The sequence below is a fragment of the Natronorubrum halobium genome (genome assembly GCF_051351675.1).
In the GTDB taxonomy this organism is placed as follows: domain Archaea; phylum Halobacteriota; class Halobacteria; order Halobacteriales; family Natrialbaceae; genus Natronorubrum.
This window is the reverse complement of record NZ_CP195595.1, coordinates 842,156-858,489: the sequence shown is the minus strand read 5'-3', so window position 1 is coordinate 858,489 and position 16,334 is coordinate 842,156. Positions and strand designations below refer to the sequence as shown.

Here is a 16,334-nt window from a genome sequence, read left to right as displayed (position 1 = left end):
CTCTCGCCGCGACCGGACTGTCGTGACGGACATTCGACGGCCGTCGCTCGCGGACGGCGAAAACGGAGAGAACGAACGTCTCGGCGTTACTTCGACTTCATCCGTTCGAACTGATCGAGCAGTTCTTCGGCCGAATCGCCGGAGTCGTACTCGACTTTGCCACGATAGATCGTCCGCTCGTCGTCGAAATCGGTGTCCACCTTGGAGGCTTGCTGCTCGCGGCGCTCGTGCTCATCTTCATCATAGGCACCCATTGACATGGTAAGTACACTCATGTTGGTAGCTGACATACATTAATGTAACGGTCCCTCACCCCCTTCTCGACGATGTCCGCTTCCCGCGCGGTTTCCACCGCGAACACGTAACACGTATGCACCCGCACACCGTAGCGAGACTGTGGCACGGCCGCTTCGCTTTCGGTGTTCGCCCTCGTCGTGGAGCGAACAGAAAGTTCGACAGGAGATTCTACAGCCGCTTCGATCGAATATCGGAGCGCGTGCAGTCCCGCCGCGATTCGAGATCGGCGCCGATTGGGAGACGCATCGCTTCGAGATGCAAAACGGCGACGTCGCACTCTTCGCGCGAAACGACGAGGAGGCCTACTGGATGGGGAACACCGAAACGCCCTCCTCGCTGTGGCGAACCGACAAGTTCGGCTGGCGGGAGGTCCCCTATCACGTCGCTCGATGGGCCCAGCGCGAACTGCTCGCGACGCTTCACGAGGAGGACCCGTGGCTCGCCGACTACCCGCACCTCTCGTGGTACTTCCTGCCCGTCTTCATGTCCAAAGACGGCCGCGAGTCGACGCGGACCTTCTTCCGCGAACACGCCGCCGGCTTCCCCGACGCCGGTCGCCGCGAGACGACGCGCTTCTTCGAGGACTTCTTCGCGACCGGCGTCCTCGACGAGTACCGACACGTAATGTCCGGCAAGTTAGGGACCAGCGATCACGTCGACCGCGTCCGCATGAGCGCCGCGATGGGCGAGTTCATCGCCGCGAAGATCCTCAGCGACGCCGGCTACGACGTGGTCCCCGAGATCGAGGTCACGACCGGCCATTCACTGGATTTCCGGGCCGAAGACGCGGAGACCAACGTCCTCGTCGAAGTGACCCGACCGCAGCCGCCCGCGAATCGGGCGGCGTCGGGCCCCGTCGCCGCGGTTCGCGACACCGCCGAGACCAAGACCAACGGCCAACTCGCCGAACACGGCGGCGGTGCCGTCCTCTTCGTCGACTGCTCGAGTTTCCGTGACGACGCCTGGAACGCCGTCCGCGGCGAGCAGCCCGACGTTCGGCACCGCCCCGCCGTCGTCTACCGCGCTCGACCGAACGGGCACGTCGAGGGCTACCAGAAAGGAGCGGTCCCGCTCGAACTCGAGAACGCGATCGATCTCTCGAACTGACGCTCGTCGCGGTTCGGCTCTCGAATACATTCTCTCGGGCGTGAGTACCACGGATACGCGAGCGTAGAGACACGTATTTGTCACGCGGTAACAACGGACATGGTATGCGAGCAGCAGTCCTCGAGGAACACGGCGAACCGCTCTCGATCGAAGACGTCGACGCCCCGGATCCGGACCCGGAGGGGGCGGTCGTCGACGTCGAAGCCTGTGGCGTCTGCCGGAGCGACTGGCACGGCTGGCAGGGCGACTGGGAGTGGCTCGACCTCGAAACGCAGTCGGGACAGATTCTGGGCCACGAACCCGCGGGTCGGATCGTCGCCGTCGGTGACGAGGTCGAGAGCGTCAGCGAAGGCGATCACGTCGCGGTCCCGTTCAATCTCGGCGACGGAGCCTGTCCGCGCTGTCAGCGCGGTCACTCCAATATCTGTGAGAACGTGATGCCGCTGGGGTTCGTCGAGCAGGCTCAGGGAGCGTTCGCCGAGCAACTCCACGTCCCCGTCGCCGACCACAACGCCGTCACGCTCCCGGACGGCGTCTCGTCGGTCGACATGGCCGGCCTCGGCTGTCGGTTCATGACCTCGTTTCACGCGCTCGCCCACCGGGCCGATATCGGCGCCGGTGACTGGGTCTCGATCCACGGCTGCGGGGGCGTCGGCCTCTCGGCGGTCCACATCGCCGACGCGCTCGGCGCGAACGTCGTCGCGGTCGACCTCACGGACGACAAACTCGAGAAAGCCCGCGAACTCGGGGCCGTCGAGACCGTCAACGCCGACGACGTCGAGGACGTGCCCGGCGAAGTGCAGGCGATCACGGACGGCGGTGCGAACGTCTCGATGGACGCGCTCGGCATCGCGACGACCTGCCAGAACTCCGTGTTCAGCCTCGATGCCCACGGTCAACACATTCAGGTCGGACTCACGACCCAGGACGAACAGGGGATGGTCCACCTGCCGACCGACGCGATGACGATGCAGGAGATCGAGTTTATCGGCTCGCTGGGCATGCCGCCGACGCGCTACGACGAGATTTTCCGGATGGTCTCGACGGGGAAACTCGAGCCCGAGAAGGTCGTCTCGGAAACGATCGGACTCGAGGGCGTCAGCGACAAGCTCGCGGCGATGACCGACTACGAGACGGTCGGCATTCCGGTCATCGACGAGTTCTGAGCGGACGGCGCCGGCCGCGGGACGAACGGTGCGCACGAGCGTGTCGACTGGGACCGACGTATCGAGTGCTGATACGGGACAGTTGATCGAGCTGACAGTCTTTTTGTAGCGAATTGAACATTTATCCCCTCGGTCGTGGGAGCGAGTGCTGCAATGACGGATACAGACGATCGAGCGGACGGCGATTCGGGACGAGTCTCCAGCGTTCTCGATAGACGACGGCTGATGCAGGCGCTCGGCGCGAGCGCAGCGGTGACGCTGGGTGCGAACACGGTCGCTGCCGGCACCAGCGCACAGCACGACGAGCTGCCGCCGGATCGATCGGGCGACGGAATCCATCCGGTCTTCGGGTTCGCGGCGCTCTCGATGGACGTCGATCCGCCGGTCGAGCCGGATCACGTCGTCGAGGTCGAGATCCGGCCCCGCGAAGACCGCGACATTCCGGAGTTCTTCTTCGAGCCGACGGGACTGTACGTCGAACCGGGCGATACCGTCCAGTTCAGCCTCGTCTCGCCGCACCACTCCGTGACGGCGTACCACCCCGCACAGGGGCAGTTTCAACGGGTTCCGGACGACGTCCCGCCGTTTTCCTCGCCGGTGCTCCCGATGAACGCGTACTGGCTCTACACGTTCGACCGGCCGGGCGTGTACGACGTGCACTGCGGCCCACACGAGATCTTCGGTCACGTGATCCGGATCGTCGCGGGCGAGGCGACGGGGCCCGGTGCGGAGCCGGTTCCCGAACCCGAATCGATGCCGGATCCGGACGACGATCCGACGCGAGACGAGATGCCGGCGGACGGCGAGAGAGACCGGATGCCCGGAGACGGGCCATCCGGGAACGACGCGCCCCGCGAGGGCGATACGCCACACGGAGACGACGTGCCACACGACCGCGGCGACGGCCCTCACAGGGACGACGACCCGCAGAGTAGCGACGTTGAAGCGGACGACGAGGAGGTGCCACCCGACGCGGAACCCGAACTCCGGCCACCGACCGGCACCGCGCTGGCCGTCCTCGGCGATCCCGCACTCGAGCCCGAACGGATCGTCGACGAGGGACGGGTCTCGTGGGAGGAGATCGCCGACGCGAACAAACAGCTCGTACTCTGAGCGCGCGCTGCTGGCGCGCTCGGCAGTGTTTCGTCGACGGTCGTTGGCCAGCGATATCGGCGGTCCCGCGAGCAGTTCGAACGGACCTCCGTCTCGCGAATAGACCGGGCTCGACTGCGCGTAGCGAAAGAAGACTCGATTAAACGCGGCGTTCGTCTCTAGAACGAGACGGCGTCGGGCGTGTACGGACTCCCGACCGGGTTCGGGTCGCGGTCGCTGTAGCCGACGCGGCCGATCGCCTTGTTGCTCACGGCACAGGAGAGTGCGAGCCGAACGTCGTCCGAGGATTCGAAGGTCTCGGACTCGAGACGAGCGAGTACGTCGCCGACGGTTTCGGTACCGTTCGGGAGTTCGAGGGTGCGATCGCCGTGCTCCTCGATCAGTTCCTCGGTCGTCATGGGGTAGTCGTAGTCGGCATCGAAGTCGCCGGAGCCTGTGGGCAGCATTACACCCGATCTTCCGTGAACGATAATTATAAACATTGTCCATATACATTTTCTAGTTCCACTGCAGACCTAGGAGTCCTAGATGATCATTATAGATCATGGTGTAGCGGCCGAGCCGCGGACGCGAGGAAGAAACGTCTTTACGAGCGCCGGCCTTCGACTCGAGTGATATGCCGTACGCCGACCTGCACGTCCACACAACGCGTTCGGACGGGAGCCTCGAACTCGAGGACGTACCAGCCGCCGCCGACCGAGCGGGCGTGGACGTCGTCGCGGTGACGGACCACGACCGGGTGCAGCCGTTCGACGCGCCGGTGGTCGAGCGGAAGGGCGTGACGCTCGTCAGCGGGATCGAACTCCGCGTCGAGACGCCCCACGGTGAGCGGGTCGATCTGCTGGGGTACGGCGTCGACGCGACCGGGGACCTCGAGGGAGTGGTCGACCGAATCCAGACGAACCGCGTCGAGCGCGGGCGGGCGATCGTCGACTGCGTCGAGACGCGACTCGGCGTCGATCTCGGCGTCACCGTCGAGGACGGGTTCGGACGACCGCACGTCGCTCGAGCGATCGACGCCCACCCCGACGTGGAGTACGACTACGAGGACGCGTTCGATCGGCTCATCGGCTCCGGCGACCCCTGCTTCGTGCCGCGAGACGTACCCACCTTCGAACGGGGGCTGGCGGCGCTCACCGCGTCCTGTCGACTCGTCTCGCTGGCCCATCCGTTGCGGTATCGCGATCCCGAAGCCGCGCTCGCGCTGACGGCCGACCCCGCGCTCGAGGCCGTCGAGTTGCACTACCCCTACGGGGCCGACGTCGACCGCAGCCTCGTCGAACGGGCGATCGAGCGAAACGAGCTGCTGGCGACCGGCGGGACCGACGCCCACGGGCACGACCTCGGGGTCGCCGGTCTCTCCCGGCGAGCGTACGATCGGCTAGAGTTGTCGTAATTTCGATACAATCTTGGCCGATAGCGGAGGGTTCAATGCATCGTGGTGCCAAGGCACGAGTATGAACTGCCACTACTGTGACCGTGAGGCCGCCTTCGCCGCCGAGTCCGAGGGCCTCAAGGTCGGTCTCTGTGAGGAACACTTCCGCGAGCGCCTCCAGGAACTCGCCGAAGCCGACGGTCTCGAAACGTTGAAAGAGAAAGTCGACGTCGATCGAGCCGAGTAACTGACTCTCCTCCGTTCACGCGCGGTTCGCAGTGGACAATGAACCGGTCGGCCGGCCGGACGACCGGCTCGGTTCAGGCCGTTCGGCCGGCGTCGACGTCGATCGCGTCGACCGGACAGACGTCCACGCAGAGCATACAATCGATACACTGGGCCTCCTTCGCGGGGTCCGCTTTCTCCTCGCTCTCGGGGTGGCCCGGGGTATCGACCCACTCGAAGACGTCGACGGGACAGTCCTCGAGACAGGCGCCGTCGGCGATACAGAGGTCGAAATCGACCGCGACGTGGGTACCGTGGATGCCGAGTTCCTCCGGTTCGTCGACGGGACCCCAGACGTCGTGTCCGTTGTGTTCGTCGACCTTGTCGCGATTCTCGGTGAACTGTGGATCTATGGCCATTGCTAGCAGACTGAAACGTGCGGCTCGCACTTAAAAGTATACACCCGTCGGCGGTCGACGGTCGCCGGGCACCTGGTTTCGAGCGGTCACACCCCCTTCGGAACGCTCCCCGATCGGTCGACCGTCCGCTCGGATCCGCCGGTCGGACGCGACGAACGCTCGTCCGCATTACTCGTCGCCGGAGCAGTCGTCGTCGCGTTCCTCGAGTCGATCGTCGAGCAGTTCGCGCATCCAGACGGCCAGCCCGTGATCCCGGCCGTAGGTCCAGACGGCCATCTCGTTGATCACGTCGGGAAGGTCGCTTTCCTTGACCCCGCTGGCGACGATGGCCTGCTGGTCGACCATGAGGAGCTGTCCGGGCCACTCGGAGTACACCTCGTTCGTCGTCCGGAGGTCGTCGGCCGCGACGACGGTCGCACCCGGGATCAGCTCGGAGAACTCGTCACGATCGTCTTCGGTGGGGACTTCGATGTACACGGACACGCCGCGATCGACGGCGGATCGCAGTCCGTCGAGAATCGACTGTTCGGCCACCTCGGTCGCCGGAAGGAGATAGTGGACCGTCTCCTCGGCGTCCTCGAGAAACGTGACGACTCGCTCGCTGACGTGCTCTTTCTGGGAGATCGCCCACATTCCCTCGTCGTCTCGAGCGTCCGGTTCATCAAGTTGGCCGAGCGCGTTCTCGGCCGCGTTGATCCGGGAGTCGTAATCTTCCCGGATACGGCGACACGCCGTCTCGACCGATACGGCTTTGTACTCGCGAGGCTCGGTCTGCTGGACGTCGACCAGCCCCTTCTTCTCGAGCCGCTCGATCGTGTCGTACACTCGCGAACGGGGGATGTCTGCGACCTGACTGATCTCCTTCGCGGTCCCCTTCGAAATACGGGTGAGCGCCACGAAACAGCGAGCCTCGTACTCCGTCAACCCGAGTTCGTTGAGGGTCTTGACCGCTTCCTCGGCATCGGACACGGTCGGTACAGGTCGAGAACTCACGAAAAGGCGCGGCTTTCTGCCGCCACGTCCTCATACGAGGCTCAGTCGAAAACGCGAAACGAGGTGCTGCCACAGGGGCAGCCGTCGACGCTCCCGATCGGACGTACGTCGTCCGAGCCGAGCCAGACCGCCAACGCTCTGCCACAGTTCTCACACCGTGCTGCGCCCTTCCGCCGCGACTGTGTTGCCATCGACCGATGTACACCCCCGAATCATATAAGCAAATTGTAAGTTTGAATGGAGTACACCGGCGTGTACTCCGACTGTAACAACAGCCGCGCGCCCTCGAGACTCGACCGCGAGTCATACTCCCGGATAGAAGTCAATGAGAAGATCGGTCCCAAAAATCCCGCCGTCGGCGCACCGATGACGGCGGGACTGCGACCGATCTTCGAATAGTTCCGTCCGGCAGTATCAGTAGCCGAGCGAAAGCGCCCAGTTCACGACGAGTGCGGCGAAGACCAGCGCGAGCAGTCCGGCGAGAACGCCGAAGGCCACCCCCCAGCCGAAGAGGTCGGCGAGGAGCCCGGTCGCGACGGAGCCGAGCGCCCCAATAAAGCCGTAGACGGTCCTGATGAGGCCGAATCCCGCCCCGCGTTCGGCTTCGGAGAGGACGTCCATGAATCGAGGCAACAGTGCGGCACCCCAGCCGAGACCGGTGCCGACCAGTATCACCGCTGTGACGATTGCGACGGTTCCGGGAACGGCGATCAACAGGGCGAATCCGACCACCGCGAGGACCATACAGCCCGCCGTCGCGAAGTCTCGTCCGTACCGGTCCGACACCGCACCGACGCCGACCTGCGTGACCGCCTGGACCACGAAGTACCCCCCGAAGACCACCCCGGCGAGTTCGGTCGACTGCCCGCGGTGTTCGACGAGAAACGTCGGCAGGAACGAGGCCGTCGCCTGCCAGACGAACGCGCCGCCGACGGCCAGGCAGATGGGAAAGACGATCCGCGGCCGCGAGAGGAGTTCGAGCACGGCCTCGAGTTGCAACCGTTCGGCCATCGGTTGGTCGGGCCGGCGCGGCTCCGTCGGTCGGACGCGCCACGCGAAGAGGACGAACACCGGGACGGCCATCGCGGCCCCGATGGCGACGGCGGGCCGCCAGCCGTACCGGACGCCGATCCACGCCGCGATCGGCGGGGCGATCAACCCGGCCGCCGGGCCGCCGCTGTTGTGGACGCCGATCGCGGCGCCGATCTCCTCGTACGTGCGCGTCAGCAGCGTCGTCGCGACGCTGTAGTGGAGACCGGCGACGCCGCCGAGGACGATCGTCCCGATCACGAAGAGGACGAACGCCGGCGCGAGCGCGAGGAACACGCTCGCGATCGCCGTGCCGCCGACGGCGACGAGGATGACGGGGCGTTCGCCGAACCGGTCGGCGAGGATCCCGCTGGGGAACTGCGAGGCGAAGTAGGCCATCCACATGCCCGTCAGGGCGACGCCGACCACCGAGTTCGAGACGCCGAACTCCTCGATGATGATCGGAACGACGGGACTGATCGCCAGTCGGCCGACCATCGTCGCGAAGAACGCGAGCGTACACAGCGCCAGCACGGTGTCCCGATATCGCCAGCGCATCAGTCGAGTTCAATCACCATCGTTGTCAGCGCCACCTACGAGTCACTGCGGTCGTCTACTCGTCACCGGCCGCGGTCAATGAGCGTACTGCTACCGGCAGTGGCCGCCTCGAGATCGGCGGCGTCCCCACTCTGTCCGGTACCCGCGTCACGCAGACGAGCGGTCGATCGAACCGGACAGACACTTCGTCCGTCGCGTTCACGAACGGGTATGCAGCCACACGTCCGGATCGTCAGCACCGGCGGAACGATCGCGAGCACCTCGAGCGAGGACGACACCGGGAAGACGCCCTCGGTATCCGGCGACGACCTGGTCGACGCCGTCCCGGAAATCGCGGACTACGCCTCGATCGACGTCGACGACGTCTGTCAGGTTTCGGGATTCCAGGTGACCTTCGAGAACGCGCGGGAAATCGTCGACGCGGCCGAACGCGCCGCGGGCGAGGGCGCCGTCAGCGTCGTCGTCACCCACGGAACCGACACGATGGCCGAGTCCGCCTACTACGCCGACGTCGTCGTCGAAGCCGGGATTCCGGTCGTCTTCACGGGCGCACAGCGACCGTTTGACCAGTCGGGAACGGACGGGCCGACGAACCTGCTGACGGCCGTTCGAGCCGCGGCACACGACCGGTTCCGGGAGGCGGGCGGGAGCTATCTCGCGTTCAACGACAGCGTCCACGCCGCTCGATGGGTCGTCAAGGGACACACGAGCAAACTCGAGACCTTCGACTCGCCCACCGCAGGGCCGATCGCGGAACGCACGCCGAACGGGATTCGGTTCCTGCGCGAACCGGGGCGCTACTCGGCACCCATTCCAGGTGCGCGCGTCGATCCCGACGTCCGCGTCGAACTCGTGACGAACGCGATGGGCGTCGACGGCCGGCAGATCGAGCGCGCACTCGAGTCGGACGCGGGCGTCGACGCGATCGTCGTCGCGGGAACCGGACTCGGAAACGCGACCGGCGAACTCGGCGCGGCGCTCGAGGACGCTCTCGACCGCGGCGTGCCCGTCGTGCTCACCTCGCGCTGTTACGCCGGGACGACCGCCGGGCTGTACGGCGGCCCCGGCGGCGCGAATACGCTGCTCGAGGCGGGCGCGATCGGGGGCGGCGACCTCCCCGCGTGGAAGGCCAGGGTCAGGACCGCACTGGCGGTGTCGGCGACTGACGACGAGAGACCGAACGCGACCGAACGGGTTCGGAACGCGTTCGAGGGCGTCGATTCGGTCGTGTGATTCGCTCGGTCCGAAGGCGTTCACACCGGGTTCCGGCGGGTCGCTCCCATCGGCACACCGATCCCGTTCTCGCCCGTCGAGCGCATCGCTTTTGCGGCCGCCGACGAATACTCGCGTATGGATCTCACACACCGTCCTCGGCGGCTTCGCCAGGACCGGGTTCGCGGCCTCGTCAGTGAGACGAGCCTCGAGCCGTCCGATCTCATCGCACCGGTCTTCGTCGACGCGACGACCGACGAGCGACTCCCGATCGAGTCGATGCCCGGCCACGAGCGGGTGCCGGTCGAGGAGAGCGTCACCCGCGTCGAGGAAGTGCTCGAGACCGGCGTCGAAGCCGTGATGCTGTTCGGCATTCCGGAGTCGAAAGACGCCGAGGGGACTCGCGCCTGGGCCGACGACGGCGTCATCCAGGAGGCGGCCAGACAGATCACCGCCGAAACCGACGCCTACGTCATCACCGACGTCTGTCTCTGCGAGTACACCGATCACGGCCACTGCGGGCCCCTCGAGGAGGAACTCCGCGGCGAGGACGGGCACGAACACGGCGAGGGCTGTGCTCACGAACCGACGCTGACCGTCGACAACGACGCCGCGCTCGAGTCGCTCGATCGGATCGCCGTCTCCCACGCCGAGGCGGGGGCGGACATGATCGCGCCGAGCGGGATGATGGACGGGATGGTCGCCGCCATCCGCGAGGGGCTGGATCGCGAGGGGTTCGAACGCGTCCCGATCATGAGCTACGCCGCGAAGTACGAGAGCGCGTTCTACGGCCCGTTCCGGGACGCCGCCGACGGCGCACCGTCGTTCGGCGATCGTCGGCACTACCAGATGGATCCCGCGAACGCGCGCGAGGCCATGCGCGAGGTTCGCCTCGACGCCGAGCAGGGCGCGGACGTGCTGATGGTCAAACCCGCGCTGCCCTACCTCGATATTATCTCGGAAATTCGCCGGGAGTTCGACCACCCCGTCGCCGCCTACAACGTCTCCGGCGAGTACGCCATGCTCCACGCCGCCGCAGAGAAGGGGTGGTTGGATCTCGAGGCGGCGGCGCTCGAGTCGCTCCTCTCGATCAAACGGGCCGGTGCGGATCTGATTCTGACGTACTTCGCGGAAGACGTCGCCGAGGAGTTGACCGGGGGTCAGTAGCGGAGAGACGGTGGCGTACCGTCGCCCGCTCTCGAGGACGGAGCGAAATTCGACGGCACTGCTCGCCTCCTGGCGCGACCGGAGTCGTTTTCGCTCGTTGTTCGGACGAATGTCCAACTCGGTTGCGCGGCGACGAACGAGTGGCAACATCTGCCGCGCGCGAGCGCCGTGAGCCTGCTAACGGCACGATATCGGACTAATCGGGACGAGTATCTCGCAGAGCGGGGTTTTTCGCGGTTTAGAAAGAGCGAATATATAACCACGGCTCGAAAAATCCGCAAGATCGTATTGCCTTATACACATTAAATCACCTCTAGATTTGTTCGCTTGTCCCCATTACCCTCTAATTTTTGACCAAACTACAACGCTAACCCTTATATGAAGCTAGTCCATCGACATCAAACGTGATTCAGAAGACAACCATGAGCTCGAACGGACCAGACATGGACATACGTCTACAACGTATCGCTAACGAAACGGAAGTGGTGGAGGGACGCGAATGATGGAACCGACGATCCTGCAAACCGAAGCCGAGATGTTGATGGAGTCGATCAACTACACGTGGATTCTGCTCGTCACGTTCCTCATCTTCTTCATGCACGCCGGCTTCGCCATGCTCGAGGCGGGGCAGGTGCGTTCGAAGAACGTCGCGAACCAGTTGACGAAGAACCTGCTGACGTGGAGCGTCGGCGTGACGGTGTTCTTCCTCATCGGCGTTGGCGTCGAGAGTGCCGTCGCCGGAGGCGGATTCGAACCGGCGTTCGTGGGAGACGCCACGAGCTGGATTGACTGGTTGTACGGAGCCGTCTTCGCCATGACGGCGGCGACCATCGTTTCGGGAGCCGTCGCCGGCCGAGCGAAACTCCGCGCGTACGTCGGCTATACGTTCCTGCTGGCGGCAGTCATCTACCCCGTCGTCACCGGGCTCACGTGGGCCGGCGAGTACCTCGAGTTCGGCGGCGTGCTGTTCGAGGACTTCGCAGGCGGGATGATCGTCCACGGGATGGGCGGAATTGCCGGTCTTACCGCCGCATGGGTGCTCGGTCCGCGCATGGATCGGTACAACGACGACGGAAGCGTCAACGTCATTCCCGGTCACTCGCTGACCTTCGCCGTCCTCGGGACGCTCATCCTCGCGTTCGGCTGGTACGGCTTCAACGTCGGTACCTCGGCGATCTTCAGCGACGGGGCGTTCGTCGGCGACCAGCTCGGTCGCGTCGCCGCGACGACGACGATTTCGATGGCCTGCGGTGCGATGGGTGCCGGACTCGTCGCGTGGCTCAAGACCGGAAAGGTCGACACGCTGTTCGTTGCGAACGGCCTGCTGGCCGGTCTGGTCGGCATCACCGCGATTCCACACACCACCGCATGGTGGGGCGCGTTCGTCGTCGGCGGCCTTGCCGGCGCGCAGCTGCCGATCGTCTTCGAGTTCGTTGAACAGAAGCTGAAGATCGACGACGTGTGTGCGGTCTTCCCGGTCCACGGTTCCGCCGGGGTCCTCGGCACGCTGCTGTTCCCGTTCGTCGCCGCCCCGGGCGTCGTCGATAGCATGGTCGACGCGTTCGTCGCACAGGCCATCGGTGTCGTCGTTATCAGCGCCTGGACAGTCGGCGCAACCGCCATCATCTGGTACGCGTTCAAGGCCGCCGGACAGGCTCGAGTCACGCCCGAACACGAACGTGACGGCCTCGACGTCTCCGAACACGGCGTCGACACCTACCCCGAGTTCGGTAGTCCCGACGTCGCAACCGACGGTGGCGAAGACCGTATCATCCGCACGGACGGCGGTGAGCGATTCGAAGAATCGCGATCCTCGTCGGAGCTTCGCTCTGACGGCGGCAAGCCGAACAACGGCGAACTCAAGATGATCACCGCGATCATCCGCCCCGACAAGCTCGGCGCGGTCAAGAAGGGCCTCGCCGAGATCGGTGCGCCGTCACTGACCGTCACCAACGTCTCCGGCCGCGGCTCCCAGCCCGCGAAGAAGGGCCAGTGGCGCGGCGAGGAGTACACGGTCGACCTCCACCAGAAGGTCAAGATCGAGTGCGTTGTCGCCGACATTCCGGCCCAGGACGTCGTCGAGGCCATCGCCGGCGCGGCCAACACCGGCGAACCTGGCGACGGCAAGATCTTCGTGATGCCCGTCGACGACGCCTACCAGGTCCGAACCGGAAACACCGGACAGGACGCCGTCTGAGTGCGGGTTACGCGGTCGTCAGAGACGCGTGCAGCCGACACGCGTTACCGCGAGCACGCTCGTGCTCGTGCGACCCACATCGATCCGGCACTCGGCACACCGACGCCCGCGCCGAACCGGGCGTCACCGGTCGCCGACGGCATACCCGGCGACCGACCAGTGCGGTCACACGGTGGTTTCGATCGCGTCACCCCGCGTTGGATTCGATGTGCGTTCTTTTTGCGGTCGTATTTTTGCGAGCGTTCCAGAACCCGGTAATGAGTACCAAAACCCGGTAGTGAGTACCAAGACGTGCTGTGCGCGACAGCACGCCTCTCGCTACTGGGTGGTCACGGGTTGCAAACGAGTCCGAACGCCGATGGTTGTGAAAAGAGACGGCAACGCCGCCCGCGTGTGCTGTAATCGAGCGACCGTCGACCGCTTGCGTCGAGCCCAGCAGCAGTCGTATCCGAACGTCGACGCTAACCCTTACGTGAGAATAGGCCATCGGAACTAGATGTGACGTTACGGACAACTCGCTCCGAGCGGCGTCGTACAGGCGGCTGTCCGCCGATACACGGCAGCGCGACGACGTGCGGAGGCGACTCGAGATGAGCGGACCGAACGACGGCGAACTCGAGATGATCACCGCGATCGTCCGCCCCGACCGCCTCGGCGAGGTCAAAGAAGCGCTCGCCGAAGTCGGTGCGCCGTCGCTGACGGTCACCAACGTCTCCGGACGCGGCTCTCAACCCGCGAAGAAGGGGCAGTGGCGCGGCGAGGAGTACACGATCGATCTCCACCAGAAGGTCAAGATCGAGTGCGTCGTCGCGAGCGGGCCGGGAGGCCCGCAGCGAAGCGGCGGTAGCCGCGCAGCCGACGTTCCCGCCGAAGCCGTCGTCGAGGCCATCGCCGAGGCCGCCAACACCGGCGAACCGGACGACGGGAAGATCTTCGTGCTCCCGGTCGACGACGCCTACCAGGTCCGAACCGGAAACACCGGACCGGACGCCGTCTAAGTTCGGGCACGAGGTCGTGACAGTTCTCCGTCACCGAAAGCGTTCACCGGCGCTGACCAGCGATTGCTCGCGGTTCGCTCGGACAATCGACGCCGTACGCAGTTTTCCGCTCGAGCGACGCGATCAGTTTCCGACGAGTCGAATCAGGGCGTGCCGCTTGATCAGCGCGAAACCGATCGCGACGACGACGAAGCCGGCGATCGTCGTCGGCTTGAGCGCCTCGTTCAGGGCGAACCAACCGACGAACGCGGCGAAGACGGGCAACAGGTAGCTGACGAGGTTGAGTTCGACCGACCCGATCCGGTCGAGCAGGTCGAAGTACAGCAGATAGCCCAGACCGCCGGCGATAGGAACGAGGTAGAGGAGCGCCAGCGCGGCGGTCGGGGTCCACTCGACGGACTGCGGTTCGCTCAGCGAGAGGCTCGCGACGTGAAGAATCGGGGCACCGGCGAGCATCATCCAGCCCTGCAGTGACGCGACTGGGAGTTCGGTTCTGGTCCGCTGGGTGAGCACCGCCCCGAGTGCGAACGCGACGGCAGCGGCGAGAACGAGCACGACGCCGAGCGATTCAGCGGTGTACAGCGCTGACGGGTCGAGATCGGCGACGATCGCCGTCCCCAAAAATCCGAGTCCGAGACCGACCGCGCCGACCGCGCCGAGTGCAGTGCTGGGGAGCAACAGCCGCGAGAGTCCCGCAGTCAGAATCGGTACCGTCGCGACGACGACGGCGGCGACGGCGCTCGTGACGTACTGTTGGCCGGCGAACAACAGCGCGTGATGGAGCGCGATCAACAGCGTTCCGCCGGCGAGGATTCCCGCCCACTCCCCGCGACGAGGACGGACGCGACGGCCTCGAGCGGCGGCGTAGCCGAGGATCAACAGTGCCGTCACATCGAACCGAATGGCAGCAAAGAGGACGGGCGGAACGACCTCGACCCCGGCGCGAACGGCGGGAAAGGTCGTCCCCCAGATCGCACCGACGAGCAGGAACGTAAGCGGAGTTCGATGACGCATACAGTAGTGGCAAACGACTCGGTGAAGCGCGTTATTAACGGTAGTGATCGACGCGCGGAACCGAACGAACCTCGGTACTACTTTCCCGTCCCGTTGCCAACCAACCGGGTATGAACGACGACAACTCACGCGACCTGTACGACCGGGCGCTGTCGGTCATGCCCGGCGGGGTGAACTCGGCGGTTCGTGCGGCGATCGAGCCGTATCCGTTCTTCGTCCGAAAAGGCGACGGCGGACACGTCATCGACGCCGACGGCAACCGGTACGTCGACTGGGTGATGGGACTCGGACCGCTCCTGTTGGGCCACGATCTTCCCGAACCCGTTCGAGCGGGAATCCAGCGGAAGGCCAGCGAGGGGCCGATGTACGGGACGCCGACGGAAGTCGAAGTCGACCTCGCGGAGTTCGTCGTCCGCCACGTCCCGAGCGTCGAGAAGATCCGCTTCGTGAATTCGGGGACTGAAGCGACCACATCGGCCGTGCGACTCGCTCGCGGCTACACCGGCCGAAACAAGATCGTCGTCATGCAGGGCGGCTACCACGGCGCCCAGGAGTCGACACTGGTCGAGGGCGACGCCGAGAACCCACAGCCCTCTTCCGCGGGTATCCCGCAGTCGTTCTCCGAACACACCCTGCCGGTGCCCTTCAACGACGAGGAGGCGATCCGCGAGGTGTTCGCGGAACACGGCGACGACATCGCGGCCGTCCTCACCGAACCCATCCTGGGTAACTACGGCATCGTCTACCCCGAAGAGGGCTACCACGAGTTCCTCCGGGAGATCACCGACGAACACGGCTCCCTGTTGATCTTCGACGAAGTGATCACGGGCTTCCGCGTCGGCGGCCTCGGCTGCGCCCAGAGCGAGTTCGGCGTTACGCCCGACCTGACGACGTTCGGCAAGATCATCGGCGGCGGCTTCCCCGTCGGCGCGATCGGCGGCCGCGCCGAGATCATCGAGCAGTTCACCCCGACGGGCGACGTCTTCCAGGCCGGCACCTTCTCCGGCCACCCGGTGACGATGGCCGCCGGCCTCGAGACGCTCCAGTTCGCCGCCGAAAACGACGTCTACGATCACGTCGACGGACTCGGCGAGCGACTCCGCAGCGGCCTGACCGACATTCTCGCCGATCAGGCCCCCAGCTACACCGTCACCGGCACCGACAGCATGTTCAAAGTGATTTTCACGCGGGAGGGGCCGGGCCCGGACTCGCTCGAGGAGCAGTGCGAGGCGGGCTGTCGACAGGATCCGACCTGTCCGCGCTACGACTACTGTCCGAAGAACGCCGGCGACGTGAAAAACGCCGAAACCGAGCGCTGGCGCCGGATCTTCTGGGGGGATATGAAAGAACAGAACGTCTTCCTCTCGCAGAACCAGTTCGAGTGCCAGTTCGTCAGCTACGGCCACACCGAGGAAGACGTCGAGGAGACCCTCGAGGCGTACAAGAACGCGCTGTGAACCGGTC

15 protein-coding genes and 1 pseudogene are annotated in these 16,334 nt (G+C 65.4%); 10 read left to right on the top strand and 6 right to left on the bottom strand.

Annotated elements, in window-relative coordinates; genetic code table 11:
- Nucleotides 1-86 precede the first annotated feature (86 nt).
- Nucleotides 87-260, bottom strand: a complete 174-nt coding sequence (locus ACSFC7_RS04175; protein ID WP_436346501.1) for a DUF5786 family protein — start codon at nt 258-260, stop codon at nt 87-89.
- Between the two features lie 136 nt (nt 261-396).
- On the opposite strand from ACSFC7_RS04175, the gene ACSFC7_RS04170 reads away from it, so the two are divergent.
- The 3 genes from ACSFC7_RS04170 (at nt 397) to ACSFC7_RS04160 (ending at nt 3,683) form a co-directional block, all read left to right on the top strand.
- Nucleotides 397-1,404: a DUF5784 family protein gene (locus ACSFC7_RS04170; protein ID WP_436346500.1), complete on the top strand. Its 1,008-nt coding sequence runs from the start codon at nt 397-399 to the stop codon at nt 1,402-1,404.
- 104 nt (nt 1,405-1,508) lie between these two features.
- Nucleotides 1,509-2,570 carry a zinc-dependent alcohol dehydrogenase family protein gene (locus tag ACSFC7_RS04165; protein WP_436346499.1) on the top strand — a complete coding sequence of 354 codons (1,062 nt, stop codon included), beginning with the start codon at nt 1,509-1,511 and terminating at the stop codon, nt 2,568-2,570.
- A 153-nt stretch (nt 2,571-2,723) separates the two neighbouring features.
- Nucleotides 2,724-3,683 carry a plastocyanin gene (locus ACSFC7_RS04160; RefSeq protein WP_436346498.1) on the top strand — a complete coding sequence of 320 codons (960 nt, stop codon included), beginning with the start codon at nt 2,724-2,726 and terminating at the stop codon, nt 3,681-3,683.
- Nucleotides 3,684-3,841: 158 nt separating this feature from the next.
- Here ACSFC7_RS04160 and ACSFC7_RS04155 read toward each other — a convergent pair whose 3' ends face one another.
- On the bottom strand, nt 3,842-4,129 hold the full coding sequence (locus ACSFC7_RS04155; RefSeq protein ID WP_436346497.1) for a DUF5789 family protein: 288 nt from the start codon (nt 4,127-4,129) through the stop codon (nt 3,842-3,844).
- A 170-nt stretch (nt 4,130-4,299) separates the two neighbouring features.
- On the opposite strand from ACSFC7_RS04155, the gene ACSFC7_RS04150 reads away from it, so the two are divergent.
- On the top strand, nt 4,300-5,079 hold the full coding sequence (locus ACSFC7_RS04150; RefSeq protein WP_436346496.1) for a PHP domain-containing protein: 780 nt from the start codon (nt 4,300-4,302) through the stop codon (nt 5,077-5,079).
- A 61-nt stretch (nt 5,080-5,140) separates the two neighbouring features.
- Nucleotides 5,141-5,305: a DUF6757 family protein gene (locus tag ACSFC7_RS04145; RefSeq protein ID WP_006066091.1), complete on the top strand. Its 165-nt coding sequence runs from the start codon at nt 5,141-5,143 to the stop codon at nt 5,303-5,305.
- A 73-nt stretch (nt 5,306-5,378) separates the two neighbouring features.
- Here ACSFC7_RS04145 and ACSFC7_RS04140 read toward each other — a convergent pair whose 3' ends face one another.
- The 3 genes from ACSFC7_RS04140 to ACSFC7_RS04130 form a co-directional block, all read right to left on the bottom strand.
- Nucleotides 5,379-5,702: a 4Fe-4S dicluster domain-containing protein gene (locus ACSFC7_RS04140; RefSeq protein WP_436346495.1), complete on the bottom strand. Its 324-nt coding sequence runs from the start codon at nt 5,700-5,702 to the stop codon at nt 5,379-5,381.
- A gap of 168 nt (nt 5,703-5,870) precedes the next feature.
- Nucleotides 5,871-6,671 (bottom strand): TrmB family transcriptional regulator, encoded by an 801-nt coding sequence (locus ACSFC7_RS04135; protein WP_436346494.1) that lies wholly within the window; start codon nt 6,669-6,671, stop codon nt 5,871-5,873.
- Between the two features lie 438 nt (nt 6,672-7,109).
- Nucleotides 7,110-8,282, bottom strand: coding sequence for an MFS transporter (locus ACSFC7_RS04130; protein ID WP_436346493.1), 1,173 nt, complete (start codon nt 8,280-8,282; stop codon nt 7,110-7,112).
- 210 nt (nt 8,283-8,492) lie between these two features.
- On the opposite strand from ACSFC7_RS04130, the gene ACSFC7_RS04125 reads away from it, so the two are divergent.
- From ACSFC7_RS04125 to ACSFC7_RS04110, 4 genes and pseudogenes are all read left to right on the top strand, one after another.
- Nucleotides 8,493-9,515, top strand: coding sequence for an asparaginase (locus tag ACSFC7_RS04125; RefSeq protein WP_436346492.1), 1,023 nt, complete (start codon nt 8,493-8,495; stop codon nt 9,513-9,515).
- Between the two features lie 117 nt (nt 9,516-9,632).
- Entirely contained in the window at nt 9,633-10,661 is a 1,029-nt protein-coding gene (gene hemB / locus ACSFC7_RS04120) for a porphobilinogen synthase (protein ID WP_436346491.1), read from the top strand.
- Between the two features lie 502 nt (nt 10,662-11,163).
- Complete coding sequence (locus ACSFC7_RS04115; protein WP_436347904.1) at nt 11,164-12,858, top strand: ammonium transporter; 1,695 nt, start codon at nt 11,164-11,166, stop codon at nt 12,856-12,858.
- A gap of 596 nt (nt 12,859-13,454) precedes the next feature.
- Nucleotides 13,455-13,856, top strand: a pseudogene (locus ACSFC7_RS04110) (P-II family nitrogen regulator); the annotation flags it as partial.
- Nucleotides 13,857-13,979: 123 nt separating this feature from the next.
- Here ACSFC7_RS04110 and ACSFC7_RS04105 read toward each other — a convergent pair.
- Nucleotides 13,980-14,870: a DMT family transporter gene (locus ACSFC7_RS04105; protein ID WP_436346490.1), complete on the bottom strand. Its 891-nt coding sequence runs from the start codon at nt 14,868-14,870 to the stop codon at nt 13,980-13,982.
- A gap of 110 nt (nt 14,871-14,980) precedes the next feature.
- Between ACSFC7_RS04105 and hemL the strand changes: the two genes are divergently transcribed.
- The gene (hemL, locus tag ACSFC7_RS04100; protein ID WP_436346489.1) at nt 14,981-16,327 is read left to right on the top strand and encodes a glutamate-1-semialdehyde 2,1-aminomutase; all 1,347 of its coding nucleotides are present in this window, start codon (nt 14,981-14,983) and stop codon (nt 16,325-16,327) included.
- Nucleotides 16,328-16,334 lie beyond the last annotated feature (7 nt).

Coding starts and splice junctions, on each gene's coding strand:
- ACSFC7_RS04175 (WP_436346501.1), bottom strand. CDS start 260: ATGTCAATGGGTGCCTATGATGAAGATGAGCACGAGCGCCGCGAGCAG.
- ACSFC7_RS04165 (WP_436346499.1), top strand. CDS start 1,509: ATGCGAGCAGCAGTCCTCGAGGAACACGGCGAACCGCTCTCGATCGAA.
- ACSFC7_RS04160 (WP_436346498.1), top strand. CDS start 2,724: ATGACGGATACAGACGATCGAGCGGACGGCGATTCGGGACGAGTCTCC.
- ACSFC7_RS04155 (WP_436346497.1), bottom strand. CDS start 4,129: ATGCTGCCCACAGGCTCCGGCGACTTCGATGCCGACTACGACTACCCC.
- ACSFC7_RS04150 (WP_436346496.1), top strand. CDS start 4,300: ATGCCGTACGCCGACCTGCACGTCCACACAACGCGTTCGGACGGGAGC.
- ACSFC7_RS04145 (WP_006066091.1), top strand. CDS start 5,141: ATGAACTGCCACTACTGTGACCGTGAGGCCGCCTTCGCCGCCGAGTCC.
- ACSFC7_RS04140 (WP_436346495.1), bottom strand. CDS start 5,702: ATGGCCATAGATCCACAGTTCACCGAGAATCGCGACAAGGTCGACGAA.
- ACSFC7_RS04130 (WP_436346493.1), bottom strand. CDS start 8,282: ATGCGCTGGCGATATCGGGACACCGTGCTGGCGCTGTGTACGCTCGCG.
- ACSFC7_RS04125 (WP_436346492.1), top strand. CDS start 8,493: ATGCAGCCACACGTCCGGATCGTCAGCACCGGCGGAACGATCGCGAGC.
- hemB (WP_436346491.1), top strand. CDS start 9,633: ATGGATCTCACACACCGTCCTCGGCGGCTTCGCCAGGACCGGGTTCGC.
- ACSFC7_RS04115 (WP_436347904.1), top strand. CDS start 11,164: ATGGAACCGACGATCCTGCAAACCGAAGCCGAGATGTTGATGGAGTCG.
- ACSFC7_RS04105 (WP_436346490.1), bottom strand. CDS start 14,870: ATGCGTCATCGAACTCCGCTTACGTTCCTGCTCGTCGGTGCGATCTGG.
- hemL (WP_436346489.1), top strand. CDS start 14,981: ATGAACGACGACAACTCACGCGACCTGTACGACCGGGCGCTGTCGGTC.